Here is a 17325-nt window from a genome sequence, read left to right as displayed (position 1 = left end):
TCGCACCTACGCTCCTCCGACCCCGCAACTTCTGAAGGTGGCTGAACACGCGCTCGGGAGACTTTTGTGATGCCCGAGCTGCACGAGACGGTGTACGACTCGCGGACCAAACGGATCGGTGAGGTCATGGACACCGAGTGGGGGATAGTCCAACTCCGCCCGCCGCGCGGCGGCCGGGAGTGGGACGCCGACCCCCGAGACTTGTCTCCCGAGGCTCCGCACGAAGGGCTCGACCCGCACCTCCCGGCCGTCCCGGAGGAGTGGGGCCGGTGATACTCCCGTACTCCGACGCGTCATCGCAGCCCTTCGGGTCAGCACACGTCGAGCGCCAGGACGTCACGGATCCGCCCACCTCGCGGGGCGTCCGCTAGCAGAAAGCCTTCCCCATAACCCCCGTGCCGGGGTCGCCCCCACTTCCTCCGCACGGATGGGAGCAGCCGTTCCACGACCTCCCTACGTGGACCAGGCTGCGCCGGCGGCGGGCTACCGGCTGCCAGCCAGTGGCAGCCGGGGCTCGTCGCCCCCCATGAAGTGCTGTCTCATTGAAGCCAGTTCCCAGAGGATTCAGATGCACAAAGACGTGAGTCTGTCAGCACCTCCGCGCCGAAAGGTCGGCGCCCTCGCAATCATCCGCAACCATGAGGGTCACGTTCTCTTGGTGGACCCGCGCTACAGAGACGGCATGACCCTGCCCGGTGGGGGTGCCAAGGGGAACGAATACCCGCACGACGCCGTGGTGCGGGAGGTCGAGGAAGAGACCGGCCTCAAGGTTGTTCCCAGGCGCCTCCTTGTCATGGATGTCGTCGCAGAGAACGTGGAAGGGGACGTGCGAGTAGGGATCGATCTCGTCTTCGACTGCGGAACTGTCGACACCGAAGCTCCCCGACTGGCTGCGCCCGGCGAGCTGAAAGGCTATCGATGGGCGGAGCGGTCAAGACTTCCGATCCACACCGCGCGAGACCAGTACCACAGAATCCGTGAAGCACTGCTGGCGCTCGAAGAGGGCCGCCAATCGTCCCAGTACATCGTGAATGGGCGGCGCGTAAGCGTGGTCGTGAACGAAAATGAGAGACCGATCCTGTGATGGCAGTCCTGGGAGCGACGGGACATGCGTCCACAGCCCGTCCCCGACACCACCGGGCGCGCTAGGGCGGCAACGGGCCCCGGTCGCGATACGCGGCCGTTGAGCGTCCGGGTCCCGTGGTGCGGCAGTCCCGGACCTGGCCGGCCCGGGGGACCGCTACGACCCGAGCGGTAGCGGCGGCTGGGCGCCCCGCTCCCAGCTGTCTACGGCACGGCGGGCGCGAGCACGGCCCTGACCGGGAGGTACGACCAGCTCTCCGGCCGGGTCCCGTTGATCGGCCCGGATCCCACGCGCAAGTCGGATGTCACTTACGGGTGACTTCCGACCGCATAGCGCAACAACCGCGTACATTCGACAAGTAGGGAGTTCTCGCCATGGACCAGGTGTGTGGCACGTGCGGCGGCAACGGCACAGTCCAGGTGCAGCGAGCGCACGACATGGAGGACAACCCCGGAGGCGCAGAGTACGAAGAGAAGACCTGTGCGACGTGCGGCGGGTCAGGGCGGGTTGCAGGAGGCGGCAGGGGTTATGGGGGATGACGGCGGGCGAGATGGCCAACAGCTCTGTCGGGGACCGCATCTGAGCTGTGGTGGGTGCTCAGGCACCGGGCAAAAGGTAGAGCCGACGTTGACTGTCACCAGTTACGGTGAGGGGACGACGGCCCACGCGCCGCACAAGTGCTTGCACTGCCGAGGGCGCGGCTTCTTCTGCAAGGCGGACCCGAAGTGCGAGGCGCCGCACCATCCAGGCACCTTCATGATTCCGCCTCGCCTTCTCCCTCCCGTGTAGCCGCTCGCCGCGCTGTAAAGAAGTCCAACTTCCCGCGACGCTTCCAGACTTCGCCTGAAGGCGCGGCTCTCGTTTGAGACACCCACGGAACCCCTTCTGGCAGCTCCCTGCGAGGGGCCCCGCTGGCTTCTGCGCGCCGTTCAGCCACTCCTGCTCCTGAGGCTTGGGCCAGGCTGCGCCGACGGCGGGCTACCGGCTGCCAGTCAGTGGCAGCCAGGGGCCCGCCGCTCCCTCCGTAAATCCATCCCTTCCCAAGGCAAGTACATGAGGATTCGGATGCACAAAGACATGCCAGAAACGCCGCGGCGCGAGATCAAGGCTGCCGCGCTCATCCTCAATCGAGCGGGTGACGTACTCCTGGTGGAACCGCACGGCAGTGGCGGAATGACCCTTCCGGGCGGCAAGGCGATGCAGAACGAGCCGCCGCACATGGCCGTGACGCGCAAGGTCCGGGACGGGACGGGCCTCGAAGTGGTCCCCGCGCGCTTCCTCGTCGTCGACACCGTTCCGGGGAACATCCACGAAGACGAATGGGAAAGCACCAACTTCGTCTTCTACTGCGGAATCGTGGACTTCAGTGCCCCACATGTAGCTGATGCCGGAAAACTGAAGCGATATCAGTGGGCCGAACCCGCAAGGCTCACCGATTACACCGGTGGAGAGCAGCTCCGACGCATCAGGGAGTCTCTCGGGGTGCTCGATGTTGGCAGCACAACGCAGTATCTCTTCCTCGGCGCTCGCGTGGACGTGCGAGTGAACGGGGCGGTGAGGGCCCTCTCGTGAGGGCAAGTCGGGGAGCGACAAGACAGGCTGCGGGAAAGGGAGCGGGGGTTCCCTCTCCGGTATTGGCCCCCAGGCCCGCCCCCGCCGGTAGGCGGGTTGCGCCAAGCATCGGCCCAGTGTCGACGCCGAATGGACAGACGAGACACCCAAAATTCACAGGAGTGAGCATGTCTGCACTGACCACAGAACGGCCCCTTTCGGAGGCCTTGAAGCCGCCACGAATGCTGTGGCTGGACCTCACCCGCACATGCCAATTGGCCTGCGTTCACTGCTACAACGAGTCGGGCCCTGGCGGCGATCACGGGTCGATGGAGCGTGACGACTGGTTCCGGTTGATCGGAGAGGCCGCAGAGATGGGCGTGCCTCATGTGCAGCTCATCGGAGGCGAGCCGATGATGCACCCCAACGGGATCGCGATCGCTGACTTCGCCCTGAGCAAGGGCATGGGCGTCGAGGTGTACAGCAACCTCGTGCATGTCTCAGAGCCGTGGTGGGAGCAGTTGCGGCACGCCCGCATGTCGCTGGCGACCTCGTACTATTCGGACCAGGCCACCGAACACGACGCCGTCACCGGCCGCCGAAGCCATGCACGCACTCGGCAGAACATCATCAAGGCGCTTGCCCAGGGCACACCCTTACGGGTGGGAATCGTCGCTATGGACGACGTCAAAGACACTGAGGCGACTCGCAAAGATCTCGAAACCCTGGGCGTGACGAACATCGGCGTCGACCACGTCAGGCTGTTCGGACGTGGAGCGTCCTCAAGCCAAGCCCCGGACCCCGCAGGGCTGTGCGGCCGTTGCGGTTCCGGAGTGGCATCCGTAGGGCCGAACGGTGAAGTCTCTCCGTGCGTGTTCTCGACCTGGCTGCCTACTGGAAACGTACGGGCGGGGTCGTTGTCCTCTATTCTGGGCGGCCCCGCGATGGAGCAGGCGACCGCTCGCATCCGGAAAGCACGCGGGGATGAGGTCAGCGCTTGCCGCCCTGACTGTGTTCCGAACAATCCGTGTGACCCTCGATGCGAACCGAACGCCGCTTGCAAACCGGGGAGTCCGGGCACTGGATGCCCCCCAAGGAACTGATCCGCCCCAGGAGGACACGCGTGGATGATCTGCCAGACCCCCACTTTCAGGAACTGATCCACCCGTACACCGGCGACGTCACCCGAGTGAGGTGTCCGGCCAGCGGATTCAGCTCTGACTACGCTGCGATCATCCACGCCGAACACGGGCAGTTCTTCGTCAAGGGCATGTTCAACGAACCCGGAGCACGGCTGGAGTCTCTCTTCAAGGAGAGGGACATTGCCCCCTTCGTTCAGTCGGTAGCACCACAACTGCTGTGGAGTGTCGATGGCGAGGGCTGGGTGATCCTCGGATTCGAGGTCGTCGACGGCCGCATGTCAGTCTTTGATCCAGGTACTACGGATCTCCCCGAAGTTGTCGACGCCTTGAATAGCGTCGCGGAGATTCCGGTACCGGCCGTTGCGCAGGGATGGATCGAAGAACGCTGGGACAGCTTCGCCGACAATGAGTCGGAAGCTGAGCTGTTCCGCGGTACGACTCTGCTGCACACGGATATCAACCCAAGCAACATCATGATCGGGACCGATCGAACATGGGTCATTGATTGGTCATGGCCGACCCGAGGAGCGGGCTTCATCGACCCCGCCACCCTCGTCGTCCAGCTCATCTCCGCTGGGCACACCCCGGCCTCCGCGGAATCCTGGGCCGCGCAGTGCAGTGGCTGGAAAGGCGCAGAGCCGCGAGCCATCGATGCCTTCGCCAGGGCCACTTGGCGTATGTACCGGCACTGGGCTCGCCACTTCCCGGAAGAGTGGCGGCGAGCCATGGAGGACGCAGCGCGATCGTGGGTCGGCTATCGATGCAACGGCGCCTGAACCTTCGGAGTCCGGCGCCCGGCAGGCACCGGCACCCGACAGGCACCGGCACCCGGCAGGCACCAGCACCGGCGGTCACCGGCAACCCGCAGCCGCCGGTGTGCGACCGCCGTGCGCGGCGGGCCCCCGCCCCGTCGAAGGCCCCCGCCCGGCCGAGGGCCCCCGCCGCCCGGTGAGCCCCGCCTGCCAGGCGACCCGGGCCGCCTGCAAGCGGCCCCGGATGCCGAGCTTGCCGCAGATGCTGCCCAAGTGGTCCTTGGCGGTGTCGGAGCTGATGGTGAGGGCCGCGGCGATCTGCGGGTTCGAGAGGCCCTCGCCGACGAGTTCGAGCACCTCCAGTTCGCGGGTGGACAGGGTGGCGATGAGGGTGCGCGCCTCGTCCCGCGCCGACGGGGCGCAGCCGGGGCACGGGCAGGCGCCGGTGACCACGCCGACCAGCTCGGGGCCGAGCACCGGACCGCCCGCGGCCGCCGCGCCGACCGCCCACGGCAGATGCGCGGCGGCCGTGGCCCGGTGCAGGACGCCCGCCGGGCGGCAGGACAGGATCCGCCGCAGCCCGCCGCAGGTGAACCGGTGGGCGAGCAGCAGCACGGCCACCGGCGCGGACGCGGCGGTGAGCCGGTGCAGGGCGGTGAGCGCCGAGTCCTCGTCGTCCTGGCCGACCACGAGCACGCGCGGCCCGGCACGGCGTACGAGCGCCAGCTCACCGCCCGGCTCGCCCTCACCGGCGACGAGATGGCGCCCCTCCGCCTCCAGGGCGGCACGCAGCTCCGCCCGTTCCGGCCCGCCCCGTGCGATGACACCGACCGATATCACAGCTGTCCCCCGTGTCTCACTGCTTCCCCGTGGTCAGGCGGCGCACCTCGTGGTCGACCACGGCAGTGACTCGTGATCAAGCTGCGCCCGCCCACGATGGTGCGACGCGAGAGGTGAACCCCGGGCGGCATGAACATGAACAATGCGTAGGAGGTTGGCCGGAAAGATCCCCTGGGCGGGGGGTACTGCCCGGGATGCGTGGGGCTGGAAGCTATCTACGCCGGGAACGGCCGGGCGGCGCGCCCCGGCCGGGGCCGGCGGACCGAGTACAGCCGAACGAGGGGAAGACCATGTCCAAGGTGCGGATGGGTGCGGCCGCGGCCGTGCTGGCGGCGGGGATGCTGATGGGCGCGACGGCGCAGTCGTCGGCCGCTGCCCAGGAGCTGGAACTGGTCGCCAACCAGCCCAAGGCGCAGAACGGCAAGGTGTACGCCAGCGGGTTCTACGAGGGCTACAAGAAGGTCTGCGTCTCGCTGCTCCAGGAGAGCTTCGGGACCATCCCGCCGGTGGTGGCGGCGAGCAAGTGCCAGAACGTGTCCCCGAGCTCCCTCGGCAGCATCAGCGTCAGCATCAACTGCCCGCGCGAAGGCATCTTCCGGACCCTGATGTCGGGTACCAGGACCAACAACCGCAAGGACATCAAGGACTCGGCCCCGCGCTTCGTGAAGTGCCGCTGACCACCGGCGTATCGCCGGGCGCGGCACCGGGGCCGGAAACCGGCGGCTGAGCCCGAGCCCGGCGGCCGGGCCGATACGCAGAACGAAACCCCCGGCGCCACGGGCGCCGGGGGTCTTCGGGCTCAGCCCTGGTACGGCTTGGCCTCGAGGATCTTGACGGAGGCGAGCTTGCCGTTCGGCAGCTCGTACTGCGCGTTCTCCCCGATCCGCTTGCCATTGACACCCGTGCCGAGCGGCGACTGCGGCGAATACGTCTCGATGTCGTCGCTGGCGTACTCCCGGGACGCGAGCAGGAAGGTCACCGTATCGTCCGGGTCGCCGTCGAAGGCGATGGTGACGACCATGCCGGGGGCGACCACGCCGTCCGCCGCGGGAGCCTCACCGACCTTCGCGTGCTCCAGGAGCTGGGTCAGCTGACGGACACGGAGCTCCTGCTTGCCCTGCTCCTCCTTGGCCGCGTGGTACCCGCCGTTCTCGCGCAGGTCGCCCTCCTCGCGCGCCGCCGCGATCTTGGCTGCGATCTCGGTGCGCGCAGGACCAGACAGATACTCCAGCTCGGCCTTGAGCTGGTTGTACGCCTCCTGGGTCAGCCAGGTGACGTTGTCGCTGGTCTGGGTCACAGGTGCTCCTCGTAGGTACTGGGAATACAAAGCATCGCCCTACCCAGAAGGATGTTCCCTCACGGGTGGGCGAAACCACGAGCCTAACAATTCCGCTGCCGAAGGGGGAGGACATAAGCCGTCAGAGTTACGTCGCCGCAGGTGAAAGCGGGTCTACTCGGAGTGACTGGGCGTGTCGCACGCCCTGCTCAGGCCTGGCGGCAGCGCATCCGCCCCGTCCCCGGTGGCAGCGGATCCGCCCGTCCCCGGTGGCAGGCGCCCGCTCAGTCCTTGTGGCAGCCGACCAGCTCGACGCTGGTGGCGCGCTCCGTCGTGCGCAGCGTGACGACCTTGTCGATGCGGCCCTCGTCCTGGTCGAAGCGGAAGTCCGCGCGGCCGACCTCGGAGCCGTCCTCGGCCTGGGAGCGGAGCGTGCAGTAACCGTTGGCGTCCGCCTTCTTGTGCACCTCCAGGTGCACCTCGACGGACCTGTCCGAAACGATGTCGGACTTGATGATCTCGCCGCTGACCTTGGATCCGGCGATCGAGTCGTACCCGAACCAGCCGACGACCCCGAGGCCGACGACACCCAGGACGGCGCCGATGACCTTGAGCTTGCGGTCGGCGCGCTCGTCCGCGGAGCGGCCGTAGCGGCCCTGCGGAGGCGACGTGGCCGGGCCGCCGCCGTCACCAGTGGCGAGACCGCCGCCGTCGCCGCCGCTCACCGCGGTCATGATCGTCCTCCTGCCGGAATTTTCCGCCCCCCGGTTCCGTCACTATAGAAGCCCCGCACAACGCCGGACGACCGAGGGCGCCACAGCACGCAGCGGCGCCGGACACCTGAGGATCGAGTCTTGACTGAGCAGCTTCGACTGATGGCCGTTCACGCCCACCCCGACGACGAGTCGAGCAAGGGTGCGGCCACGATGGCCAAGTACGTGTCCGAAGGGGTGGACGTACTCGTTGTGACCTGCACCGGCGGGGAGCGCGGCGACATCCTCAACCCCAAGCTCCAGGGCGACGCCTACATCCAGGAGCACATCCACGAGGTCCGCAAGAAGGAGATGGACGAGGCGCGCGAGATCCTCGGCGTCAAGCAGGAGTGGCTCGGCTTCGTCGACTCGGGCCTGCCCGAGGGCGACCCGCTGCCCCCGCTGCCCGAGGGCTGCTTCGCGCTCGAGGACGTCGACAAGGCGTCCGGGGCCCTGGTGCGCCAGATCCGGGCGTTCCGCCCGCAGGTGATCACGACGTACGACGAGAACGGTGGTTACCCGCACCCCGACCACATCATGACCCACAAGATCTCGATGGTGGCCTTCGACGGCGCGGCGGACGCGGAGAAGTACCCGGAGAGCGAGTACGGCCCGGTCTTCCAGCCGCAGAAGCTGTATTACAACCAGGGCTTCAACCGCCCCCGCACCGAGGCGCTGCACCAGGCCATGCTGGACCGCGGCCTGGAGTCCCCGTACGGCGAGTGGCTGAAGCGCTGGGACGAGTTCGAGCGGGTCGAGCGCACGCTGACCACGCACGTCCCGTGCGCCGACTTCTATGAGATCCGCGACAGGGCCCTGATCGCCCACGCCACCCAGATCGACCCCGAGGGCGGCTGGTTCCGGGTCCCGATGGAGCTCCAGAAGGAGGTCTGGCCCACGGAGGAGTACGAGCTGGCGAAGTCTCTCGTCGATACCTCCCTCCCCGAGGACGACCTCTTCGCGGGCATCCGCGACAATGCCTGACATGAGCGGAAGCGCAAGCCTTGCAGTGACGCACCTCGTCCCCCTGGCCAAGGAGGTCGACGAGAACAAGGTGACCCCCGGGGTCCTGGGGTTCATCGTGTTCGCGGTGATGGCGCTCGCGGTGTGGCGCCTGATGAAGTCCATGAACCGGCACATGGGGAAGGTCGACTTCAAGGAGTCCCCCGACTCCTTGGACTCCCCGGACGCCCCGGATGCCCCGGGCTCGGCCGGTTCCTCGGCCGCGGCGGGTGCCCCAGCGGGTGCCTCGGGTGCCGAGCCCGCCGTGTCGGGGGCGGGGCGCGCCGCTGGGGACAAGGGCTCCAAGAAGGCCTGAGGGTTCTGGCGGGGGTGCCCTGGGCGGTTACGTCCGGCGTGCTCCCGCTCTGGGCCGGGTCCCCCCGGCCCTTTCGGGGGCTCCGCCCCCGGACCCCCGTATCGGCCTGGACGGCCTCGTCCTCAAACGCCGGACGGGCTTGAACGGTCACCGGGTGTGGTCGGCCAGTGACAGGAGCAGGTGGGCGGTCTCCGGGCGCAGGTGGTCCGAGTGCGCGCCCGCGGGCCCGCGGCCGCGGACGAACACCTCGCCCGCGTCCACGCTGACGAAGCGGTGGTCGAGGGCGTCGTGCGGGTACGCCTCGGCGGCGTCCCGCATCCGGATGCCCGACACGGGCGCGGGCGCGGTGCCGATTCCCGCGTACCCGATGCCCGCACGCCGCTCCGCCCGCAGGTGCCAGAAGCCGGTGGCGCGGTCGTGCCGGGAGTACGTCGCCACGACGGGCCCGCGCAGCGGCGCCCCCGCGAGCGCGGTGAACGTCGCCGCGAAGGCGTCCCTGGGCGCCGCCATCTGAAGCAGCAGCATCGAGTCGACGGTGAACGGCTGCCCGGGTGGCGCCGGCGTGCTCCACCCCAGCGTCCCGCCCGGTGGCGCCGCCGCCCACTGCACCGCCTCGCACAGGAACCGGCACCCGAACGAGTGCCCGACGAGATGCAGATACTGACCGCCACGGCTGGCGAGGACCGGGGCCGTACGCGGGTCGCCCCGCTGCTCGTCCAGACAGCCGAGCAACTGCCCGATGACGCGGGCGGCGTGCCCGTGGGTGCCCATGGCGTGTGCGCGGTCGCGGATGCGGCGGTACCCGCCCAGGGAGGGCAGGGAGCGGGAGGGCCAGCGGACCAGGACGGGCCAGGGCACGAAGCCCCGCCCGACACTCGCCACGCCTGCGCCCGCCACGCCCGGGCCCACCATGCCTGCCGCCGGCCCGCCCTCACCCTGCGGGTTAGTGCCCTGCGGGTCCGTGCCCCGCGCGTCCGTGCCCCGCACGCCAGCGCCCCACGCGCCCGTGCCGCGCACACGCCGCGCAAGCGCCGGATACAGCCCCGGACGCTCGGCGCGCTGTCGCTCCACGAGGGCGAGGAGCGCGCGCAGCGCGCCGAGTGCCGAGCGCTGCGACGTCTGCCAGCCGTGTACGTACACGACGATGTCCGTCGCCCACGGCGGGGGCGCGAGACGCTCCGCGAGGTGGGCGGTGAGGGCGGGCGCGGGGACGGGGCGCGGCCCCTCCCGCGTGGGCCGCAGCGGCCAGCCGCTCTCGTCGAGGTCGACGACGGCGATGTCGGCGGCGGTGGTGCCCCCGGTGGCGTACGGCTCTGCGGCGCCGGTCACGCGGTGCGCTCCAGGCGGCTGTCCATGCCGCTGTGCAGCGCGTAGGCGAAGCCCAGCGGGTTGCGGCAGGTGTCGGCGAAGTGCCGGGCCAGGGAGTGGGCGATCCCGCCCGCCGTCTCCCGGCCCGCGAGATAGCGGGTGACGAAGGCGAGCGCGTACTCGGCGGCGAAGCGCTGGGGCATCTCGATCTGCGGCCCCAGGATCCCGCCGGCCCCCGCGTCGAACAGGGCCCGGCCCAGATACGCCAGGTCGGCGTTGCCGGGGAGCCCCGCGTAGCAGGCGTTGAGCAGCACGAAGGGGCGGAAGGGCACGCAGGCGTCCAGGGGCGGGCGGTGGGCGCGCAGGGTGTAGGCGTCGATGGCCTGCTGGTCGGTCAGTTTCAGTACGAGGTACGGGGGCTCGTCGCCCGAGGCGGTGAAGTGGCCGTGGCACCAGAAGTACATCAGCTGCTCGTCGAGGAGGTCGTCACGCAGGGCGCGCTCCAGTTCGGCGCGGGTGGTGCGTTCCACGAAGTCGGTGCCCTCGGCGAGGGCGGCGGCGACCTCGGCGGCCAGGGTCAGGCCCTGCGCGTCCACACCGGTGTCGTGGTTGAGGCTGACGGCGGGCGCGCTGCGGGGCGGCGGGTCGCGGTCGTCGGCGACGCGGGCGTAGGCGTTGCCGCCGGTGTGCTCCAGCTGGTGCCGGTAGCCGAGGAACCGGGCGAACACCCGGTCCAGGGCGGCACCACCCCCGGGGCCCTCCACGCCCCCGGGACCCCCGGCGCCCTCCGCGCCCCCGGGACCCCCGGCGTCCTCCGCGCCCCCGGGACCCCCGGCCTTCCCGTCGTCCGCCGCGGCCGGCAGGCACAGCATCGGCCAGGGCAGGAACAGGTCCGAGTGGAAGCGGATGCGCAGCGCCCGGTCGCTGCTCAGGGCGTCCGTCAGGAAGCCGCGGAAGAGTTTGAGCTCCTCGTCGTCGCCGCCGAGGAGCACGTCGTACAGGAGCTGTGTTCCGTAGAGCGCGAGGCGGGAGAGCGCGGCGCGCAGTTCGGCCTCCGGTTCGGTGGTGAGGTCGACCAGGGAGGCGTACGGGAGCGGGGTGCGGCCGGGAGCCGGGCGCCCCGCCGGGTCCAGGGGCGTCAGGGCCACGAACTCGTCCCGCCACACCTGCCGGAGGCGCGCGGCGACCCTGCGGACCTCGCCGGGGCGGACCCTGAGCGTGACGGTGTGCTCGGAGCCGCTGAGCGAGGGGACGGCGGGCCCGTACATCCGGGCGCGCACGTTCTCGTCGTCGCGCCGGGCGTCGAGGCCGACGACCAGGTCCGGGTGGCGGATGACACGCCGCGGGAGCCGGGTGAAGCCGAGACTGGGGTCGTGCGTGATGCGGGTCGGAAGCTCGTGGGCCATCTCTCCTAGGCCCTCCGCAGCGCTTCGGGCGACAGCATGGCGGCCGGGGTAGCGCCTGTGCCGTCGGTGACGTCGATGTACGTCTCGACCTGTTGCAGGACGGTGGCGGTCGCCGCGTGCTCGATGGTGAACAGCAGCCGGTGCCTACCCGCCCGGCGCGGTGTGAACAGGAACTCGGCGCCGTCCGGGTCCCGGGGGGACGGTTTGAGGGTGACGGCGTGGGCGGGTTCGACGTCGGCGGCGGTGAGGGGGGTGGCGCGGGCGGTGAGCCAGGGGAGGTCGGCGGCGCGGGTCGACCAGGGGTGGTCGGGGGCGGGGTCGATGCGCAGGGCGATGCGGGATGCCGTACCGGCGGTCGAGTGCTCGTCGTGGAGGGTGAGGCGGACATGCGAGTGGGCGGCTTGGAGGAGGGCGCCCCACGCGAAGTCGGCGCCCGGTTCGGGGATGGTGAGGCGGGCGGTCAGGGGAGGCCGCCCAGCGAGCGGGACCGCCGTGTCGGGGCACTGGGGCAGCAGTCGGGTCCACCGCCGGGTCGACTCGTCCCCGATCAGTTCGAAGAGCCGCCGCGCCTCCGCGTACCCGGCCGCCGCGCTGTCGCGTCCCGTCTCCCGCTGCTCCAGCTCCGCGAGCTCCAGCATGCTCCAGGCCTCTCCGTGCGGGCACCCGACCCGGCGGAACTCCTGCCGTACGTCGAACAGACGGATCGCGGCCGCGTCAGTGGCGGAGGTCCCGACCCACGGCAGTACCGCGAGGAAGTGCCGCGCCCAGGCCGCCCCCAGCTGGTCGGGGATGGTCGGGAAGTGCCGGGACGCGTCCCTGACCAGCCGCACGGCCTCCGGCAGGGCGCCGGACTCGGCATGGACCAGGGCGAGGTACACATACGTCCAGTACTTGCCCCGCACGTCCTGGTTCGACAGGTGCAGGCCGAGGCCCTTGCTCAGGACGTGGGCGGCCTCGTCGTGCGTGCCGTGCAGCAGCAGGACCCGCCCCAGCTCCGTCTCGGACCAGGCCCGTCCCTGCCGGTCGCCCAGGCCGACGAACATGTGCCGCGCGGTCTCCAAGTGCTTCCGCGCCTCCTCCAGCGCGCCGCGGATCAGCCGCTGGCGCCCGTAGTGGTGGATGGCCCAGGCTTCCCCGCGCACGTCACCGCGTACCTGATGGGCCTCGATGGCGCTGCGCAGCAGCCGCTCGGTCGCCGCCGGTTCGCCCTTGTCGCACAGCAGGGCGGCGCGGGTGTGCAGGGCCCAGCCGTCCGGTCGAGTGGCCGCGGGGAGTTCGTCGAGCGTCGCCAAGGCCTCGTCCAGGGCGCCCGCGTGACGTTGGGCGACCGCTGTCTCGCGGATCGCGCGGGCGGTGGCGAGCGGTGCGAGTACTTCCATGGCCGCGAGCGGACCGCCCGTCTCACGGACCGCGACGGCGACGACGGTCCGCAGGGGTTCCCAGCCGTCCGTGTGCCGCCAGAGCGACTGCTTCATGCGCAGCAGCCGGAACAGGCCCTGCCGTCCGACCAGATGCGGTTCGAGCAGGTCGAGCAGCACCCCGCCGTCGGGCACCCCCTGGCGCAGGAGCCGAACGGCAAGGTCGGCGTACACCTCGGCCCCGCCTTCGAGGTCCGTCCGGCCGTCGAGAGCGGCGGTCAGCAGGTGCCGGTCCAGGGAGGCCGAGGACACGCCGTGACGAGGGCCGGGGCGGGGGCGGGCCAACCGGTACCGGCCGGGACTCGTCTCCCGGAGGAGCCCGCCCGAGCACAGTTCATGGAACGCCGCCCTGAGCAGGGGGTGTTCTCCGGGCTCCGGGTGCGACAGCCGTACCGCCAGCTCGGCGTCGACGTCGTCACCGGCCCAGGACGCGAGGCGGTCGAGGAGCGCCGAGGCGGCCCTCCCGAGCGCCGCCGCGGCTCTGCCTCCGCCCGCGGGCACCCGGTGTCCCGCCGTTCCTGGTTCGAGCCCCCGAGGCCGGGTCCCGGACAGGGCGAGCACCCTGCACTTCGTCCCTCGCACGAGCCGGGCGGCGGCCCGCAGCAGCTCGGCGTCGGCCTCCCCGTCCAGGACGACCAGGCGCGGGACGTCCGTCAGGAGCGGGCGGCACTCTTGGAGCAGCACCCGGGGGAGGTGCTCGGGTTCGGCCCGCAGCATGTCGTACAGGGCTGTCGGCGGACGGCCGTCCAGCAGCTGTTCGAGCAGCTTCAGCAGGAACAGTTCCGGCCCGGTGCCAGCCGCTTCGACCGGTATCCAGCAGGACCGGAACGGCTGCCACGACTCCGGCCGCCGTGCCAGCCGGGCGAGGCGGACCGCAAGTGCGTACGCCGCGGCGTCCGAGGGCCCGTACAGCTCCAGGACCGCGGGAGCCTCGGCGCCGGGCCGGATGAACGCCGCCAGCTCCGGCGGAAGATCCGCTGCTTCCCGGGGCCCCAGGGAGGGCGCCGGGTCCTTCGGCAGCCAGTCGTCCATGGCGCCCCGCCCCCTTCGTAGGCCCGTCAACTCCCCACTATGGCGCCGCTAGTGCACCGGCGACACCGGCACCCCCATGATCTCCCGGGCATGCCTGCTGGGCGTCATCCCGAGCCGCCACCCCTGCCACCCGGCATCCAGCTCGGCCCCCCGCTCCAGCAACAGCAGATACGCCTCCACGTACTCGTCGAGCTTCCCGTCGCGCAGCGGGTGGGCGGCGTGGGAGAGCTGGGCGAGTTCCTCCTGGGCGACCGCCGTGCCGATCTCCCAGCCGCCGGGGGACGCGTAGGGCAGGAGGGTGGCGCGCAGGAAGTGGGCCCAGTCCTCGCCGCGGCGGTCGCCGTAGGAGGCGAACAGGGCGATGGCGTCGTCGCACAGGGTCAGGGCCGCCTGCGTGCGGGCGTTCCCCGCGTCGACGACCGCCAGTTCCAGGCACGTCCACGCCTCCCCGTGCGCGACCCCGATGCGCTGGAAGTCGGCGCGCGCGTCCACCAGGAGCTGGCGGGCGAACCCGGAGTTGCGCAGGGAGCCGGTCTGGGCGGCGCGCTGGTCGCGGGTGACGCGGGCGGAGTGGTGGCGGGCGCAGGCCAGGCCGTACACGTCGCGCATGCGCGAGAACATCGTGCGGGCCCGCTCCAGGTCGCGGACGGCCTGCGCGAGGTCGCCGGTCTCCTCCAGGGCCTGGCCCAGGTAGTACAGGGACCAGGCCTCCCCGCGGGCGTCCTCGTTGTCGCGGTGCCGGGAGACGGCCTGGCGCAGCCCGTCGACGGCGGGTGAGGGATCGCCCGCGACCAGGCGGGCCCGGGCGAGCTGGGTGAGGGCCCAGGCCTCCCCGCGGGCGTCACGCGTGGTGACGTACAGATCGAGGGCGCGGCGCAGCTCCTCCTCGGCGCGCTCCACCTCGCCCATGCGCAGACACACCTGGCCGAGCTGGAAGTGCGCCCAGGCCTCGCCGTGCACGGACTCGCTGCCGCGGTGCAGGGCCAGGGCGGTGTGCAGCATCTCCTGGGCCTCGCCGAGGCGGGAGCGGTCGCGTTCGACGGCGGCGAGGGCGTGCAGGGTCCAGGCGCGGTCGCCCGCGAGGTCCTGCGAGACCTGGAGGTCGAGTGCCTCGCGCAGGCGCGCCGCGGCCTCCGCCAGATTGCCCTGGTGGTGCAGGGTGATGCCGAGGGAGCCGAGGGCGCGGGCGGCCCCCGCGTCCTGGTGGGCCTCGAAGTAGAGGTCGACGACGGAGGAGAGCGTGGAGCGGGCCTGGTCGAGGTCGCCGAGCTGGCGGGCGGCGATGCCGGTGCGCCACTGCACGCTGCGCTCCATCCGGTTGTGCCCGCCCGCGCCCGCGCCCGCCTTCTCCAGGGACTGCGCGAACTCGCTGATCTCACCGAGGCGGTAGAGGTCGCCGCGCAGCAGGCAGTAGTCGCACAGCGCGCCGAGCAGGTTGAGCACCGCCTGCGGGTCCACGCCCTCCGCCTGCCGCAGCGCCGCCGTGATGAAGCTCGACTCGTCGTCGAGCCAGCGCAGCGCCGAGTCCAGGGACGTGAAGCCGTGCTGCCCGAAGTGGTCGGCGCGCGTCGACGTCTTGCCGTCGACGAGGCGGATCACCGCGTCGGCGAGCTCGCCGTAGCTGACGATGAGCCGCTCCTGCGCGGCCGTGCGCTCCGCGGGCTCCTCCTCGTCGGCGAGGCGGGCCCGCGCGAAGGCGCGGACGAGGTCGTGCAGGCGGTACCGGTCGCCGTTGATGTGGTCGATGAGCCCGGCCCGCGCGAGGGCGGTCAGCTGCCGCCCCGCCTCGGCCTCGCCCTCCCGCCGCCCGCCGCGGCCCTTGCTCGAAGGCCCTGCGGGCCCCGGCCGGAGGCCGAGCAGCGCGGCGGCCGCGGCGGCGCCGAGCGAGGCGCGCCCCGCGAGCGCGAGCCGCCGCAGCAGGCGCCGCGCCGTCTCCGACTGGTCGGTGTAGCGCAGCCACAGCGCGCGCTCCACGGGCGCCACGGCGTCCTCGGGCCCGTACGCGGACAGGTCGGCGACCAGTTGCAGCGGCGTACGGGGACCGAGCGAGGAACCCGCTGCGCGCAGCGCGAGCGGCAGCCCGCCGCACAGGTCCCTGACGGTCTCCAGGGACGCGGCGTCGTAGGGCCCCGCGAGGTCCTCCGCCGCCTCGCGGAGCAACTGCTCGGCGCCCGCCGCGTCCAGGGCCGCCACCGGCAGGTCGTACACCCGGGCGGGCAGGTCGTCCGGCAGGGCGAGGGGCTCGCGGGCGGTGATGAGGACGAGGCTGTCGGAGCGCTCGGGGACCAGGGCGCGCACCTGCTCCGGGTCGGCGGCGTCGTCGAGCACGATGACGGCCTCCAGGCCCGTCAGGTGCTGCTGGTACAGCTCGCTGAGCCGTTTGACCTGCTGTTCCTGCGTGGACCGCTCCCGGAAGAGGAGTTGTTCGCGCGGGGCGCCCAGACGGTTCAACAGGTGCAGCAGGGCGTCGCGCGTCGACAGGGGCGGGGCGCCGGGGGTGTCGCCGCGCAGGTCCACCAGGCAGGCGCCGCGGAACTGGTCCTTCAGGTCGTGCGCCGCCCGCACCGCGAGCGAGGACCGCCCCGCGCCCTGCGGGCCGTGCAGCACGACGACCGTCGGCATGGTCCGGGTGCTCGCGCGGCCCGCGTGCACCCACTGCGCGATGCGCCCGAGCTCGGCGCGCCTGCCCGCGAAAGGGCCCTGGGACTGCGGGAGTTGGGTGTAGGACTGTTCGAGTACGGTGCGCCGGCGTGCCGCCGCGCTCTTGTCGGTGCGCCGCAGCCGGGGCGCGGCCTTCTTCTGCCCGCCGCCCGACACGCCGCCGCCCGACGCGGCCGTGAGGACACGCTGCTGGTCCAGGAACGGCCGGATGCCCCGCACCTCCAGAGCCGTCAGCCACTGCAACCGCAGCTGCTCGGGCCCGCCCGGCTGGCTCACCACGCCCGCGTGCCGCTGCGCGGCAGGTACGTGGGACACCGTCACCTTCACCACCGTCGCCGCGGCCCCCGCCACCGCGACGGCGGCGCCCGCGCCCAGGGCCGTGCCGCCGCCCGTGCCGAGCGCGAGGTCGGCCGCCGCGGCCGCGACGGCGGCGACCGCGGCGACGAGCAGCGGGGTGCCCGCGCCCTCCTTGGCGTACCGCTGGCCGAACGTCAGCTGTCCGGCCGCCGCCTCGTCCAGGGCGCGCGTGTACGCCTCGTACTCCTCGGCCGCCGTCCGCGCCATGGCGTCGAGGGCGCCCCGGGCCCGGGACAGGAGCACACCGCCGTCCGTGCGGCCGCCGGTGCGCCGGACCTCCTCCTCGACCGCCCGTGCCAACAGCCCCTCGGCTTCGGCCCGATGGCTGTCCCGCATGTGGTCCCCCTCCGAGAGCGGCACGTGCCGTCCACAGGTGCCGGTACCTCTACATGTACGTGTCAGTGTCCTGCGTACGAGGCGTCGGCGCG

At 71.7% G+C, this 17325-nt stretch carries 15 protein-coding genes; 8 read left to right on the top strand and 7 right to left on the bottom strand.

The features are described from left to right. Positions 1–69: 69 nt before the first annotated feature. The 5 genes from ACH4DX_RS12295 to ACH4DX_RS12275 all read left to right on the top strand — a co-directional run bounded on the left by ACH4DX_RS12295 (position 70) and on the right by ACH4DX_RS12275 (position 4553). Complete coding sequence (locus ACH4DX_RS12295) at positions 70–273, top strand: hypothetical protein (RefSeq protein WP_398155009.1); 204 nt, start codon at positions 70–72, stop codon at positions 271–273. Positions 274–427: 154 nt separating this feature from the next. After that, positions 428–1084, top strand: coding sequence for an NUDIX domain-containing protein (locus ACH4DX_RS12290; RefSeq protein WP_398155008.1), 657 nt, complete (start codon positions 428–430; stop codon positions 1082–1084). Positions 1085–2149: 1065 nt separating this feature from the next. Then, positions 2150–2656 carry an NUDIX domain-containing protein gene (locus ACH4DX_RS12285; protein ID WP_398155007.1) on the top strand — a complete coding sequence of 169 codons (507 nt, stop codon included), beginning with the start codon at positions 2150–2152 and terminating at the stop codon, positions 2654–2656. Between the two features lie 167 nt (positions 2657–2823). Then, positions 2824–3738 carry a radical SAM/SPASM domain-containing protein gene (locus tag ACH4DX_RS12280; RefSeq protein WP_398155006.1) on the top strand — a complete coding sequence of 305 codons (915 nt, stop codon included), beginning with the start codon at positions 2824–2826 and terminating at the stop codon, positions 3736–3738. Positions 3739–3758: 20 nt separating this feature from the next. After that, positions 3759–4553: a protein kinase gene (locus ACH4DX_RS12275; protein ID WP_398155005.1), complete on the top strand. Its 795-nt coding sequence runs from the start codon at positions 3759–3761 to the stop codon at positions 4551–4553. A gap of 75 nt (positions 4554–4628) precedes the next feature. On the opposite strand, the gene ACH4DX_RS12270 is transcribed toward ACH4DX_RS12275, so the two are convergent. Then, positions 4629–5369, bottom strand: a complete 741-nt coding sequence (locus tag ACH4DX_RS12270) for a LuxR C-terminal-related transcriptional regulator (RefSeq protein WP_398155004.1) — start codon at positions 5367–5369, stop codon at positions 4629–4631. Between the two features lie 290 nt (positions 5370–5659). Between ACH4DX_RS12270 and ACH4DX_RS12265 the strand changes: the two genes are divergently transcribed. Then, entirely contained in the window at positions 5660–6046 is a 387-nt protein-coding gene (locus ACH4DX_RS12265) for a hypothetical protein (RefSeq protein WP_398120101.1), read from the top strand. A gap of 122 nt (positions 6047–6168) precedes the next feature. Here the strand turns inward: ACH4DX_RS12265 and greA are convergent, their stop codons facing one another. Together greA and ACH4DX_RS12255 are read right to left on the bottom strand one after the other, a co-directional pair. After that, a complete protein-coding gene (gene greA / locus ACH4DX_RS12260) occupies positions 6169–6666 on the bottom strand; it encodes a transcription elongation factor GreA (protein ID WP_398120103.1) in 498 nt (165 codons plus the stop codon). Between the two features lie 263 nt (positions 6667–6929). After that, complete coding sequence (locus ACH4DX_RS12255) at positions 6930–7379, bottom strand: DUF4307 domain-containing protein (protein WP_398120105.1); 450 nt, start codon at positions 7377–7379, stop codon at positions 6930–6932. Positions 7380–7499: 120 nt separating this feature from the next. Between ACH4DX_RS12255 and mca the strand changes: the two genes are divergently transcribed. Both mca and ACH4DX_RS12245 read left to right on the top strand, forming a co-directional pair. After that, positions 7500–8381 carry a mycothiol conjugate amidase Mca gene (mca, locus tag ACH4DX_RS12250; protein WP_398120106.1) on the top strand — a complete coding sequence of 294 codons (882 nt, stop codon included), beginning with the start codon at positions 7500–7502 and terminating at the stop codon, positions 8379–8381. A gap of 1 nt (position 8382) precedes the next feature. Further along, positions 8383–8715 carry a hypothetical protein gene (locus ACH4DX_RS12245; protein WP_398120108.1) on the top strand — a complete coding sequence of 111 codons (333 nt, stop codon included), beginning with the start codon at positions 8383–8385 and terminating at the stop codon, positions 8713–8715. A gap of 147 nt (positions 8716–8862) precedes the next feature. Here the strand turns inward: ACH4DX_RS12245 and ACH4DX_RS12240 are convergent, their stop codons facing one another. The 4 genes from ACH4DX_RS12240 to ACH4DX_RS12225 are packed head-to-tail and all read right to left on the bottom strand — an operon-like array spanning position 8863 to position 17233. Further along, entirely contained in the window at positions 8863–10044 is a 1182-nt protein-coding gene (locus ACH4DX_RS12240) for a hypothetical protein (protein ID WP_398155003.1), read from the bottom strand. Then, positions 10041–11429 carry a CHAT domain-containing protein gene (locus tag ACH4DX_RS12235; protein ID WP_398155002.1) on the bottom strand — a complete coding sequence of 463 codons (1389 nt, stop codon included), beginning with the start codon at positions 11427–11429 and terminating at the stop codon, positions 10041–10043. The genes ACH4DX_RS12240 and ACH4DX_RS12235 overlap by 4 nt, the downstream gene beginning before the upstream one ends. A gap of 5 nt (positions 11430–11434) precedes the next feature. Continuing rightward, on the bottom strand, positions 11435–13879 hold the full coding sequence (locus ACH4DX_RS12230; RefSeq protein WP_398155001.1) for a hypothetical protein: 2445 nt from the start codon (positions 13877–13879) through the stop codon (positions 11435–11437). 48 nt (positions 13880–13927) lie between these two features. Further along, the gene (locus ACH4DX_RS12225) at positions 13928–17233 is read right to left on the bottom strand and encodes a tetratricopeptide repeat protein (protein ID WP_398155000.1); all 3306 of its coding nucleotides are present in this window, start codon (positions 17231–17233) and stop codon (positions 13928–13930) included. Positions 17234–17325 lie beyond the last annotated feature (92 nt).

The sequence above is a fragment of the Streptomyces sp. NPDC017940 genome (assembly GCF_044328435.1).
GTDB lineage: Bacteria > Actinomycetota > Actinomycetes > Streptomycetales > Streptomycetaceae > Streptomyces.
The sequence above is the reverse complement of the archived record's forward strand: the minus strand, read 5'-3'. Positions and strand labels throughout refer to the sequence as shown.

Bases quoted from the DNA above. Each gene is read 5' to 3' on its own strand.
- ACH4DX_RS12295 (WP_398155009.1), top strand. From the start codon at position 70: ATGCCCGAGCTGCACGAGACGGTGTACGACTCGCGGACCAAACGGATC.
- ACH4DX_RS12290 (WP_398155008.1), top strand. From the start codon at position 428: ATGGGAGCAGCCGTTCCACGACCTCCCTACGTGGACCAGGCTGCGCCG.
- ACH4DX_RS12285 (WP_398155007.1), top strand. From the start codon at position 2,150: ATGCACAAAGACATGCCAGAAACGCCGCGGCGCGAGATCAAGGCTGCC.
- ACH4DX_RS12280 (WP_398155006.1), top strand. From the start codon at position 2,824: ATGTCTGCACTGACCACAGAACGGCCCCTTTCGGAGGCCTTGAAGCCG.
- ACH4DX_RS12265 (WP_398120101.1), top strand. From the start codon at position 5,660: ATGTCCAAGGTGCGGATGGGTGCGGCCGCGGCCGTGCTGGCGGCGGGG.
- ACH4DX_RS12255 (WP_398120105.1), bottom strand. From the start codon at position 7,379: ATGACCGCGGTGAGCGGCGGCGACGGCGGCGGTCTCGCCACTGGTGAC.
- ACH4DX_RS12245 (WP_398120108.1), top strand. From the start codon at position 8,383: ATGAGCGGAAGCGCAAGCCTTGCAGTGACGCACCTCGTCCCCCTGGCC.
- ACH4DX_RS12235 (WP_398155002.1), bottom strand. From the start codon at position 11,429: ATGGCCCACGAGCTTCCGACCCGCATCACGCACGACCCCAGTCTCGGC.
- ACH4DX_RS12230 (WP_398155001.1), bottom strand. From the start codon at position 13,879: ATGGACGACTGGCTGCCGAAGGACCCGGCGCCCTCCCTGGGGCCCCGG.
- ACH4DX_RS12225 (WP_398155000.1), bottom strand. From the start codon at position 17,233: ATGCGGGACAGCCATCGGGCCGAAGCCGAGGGGCTGTTGGCACGGGCG.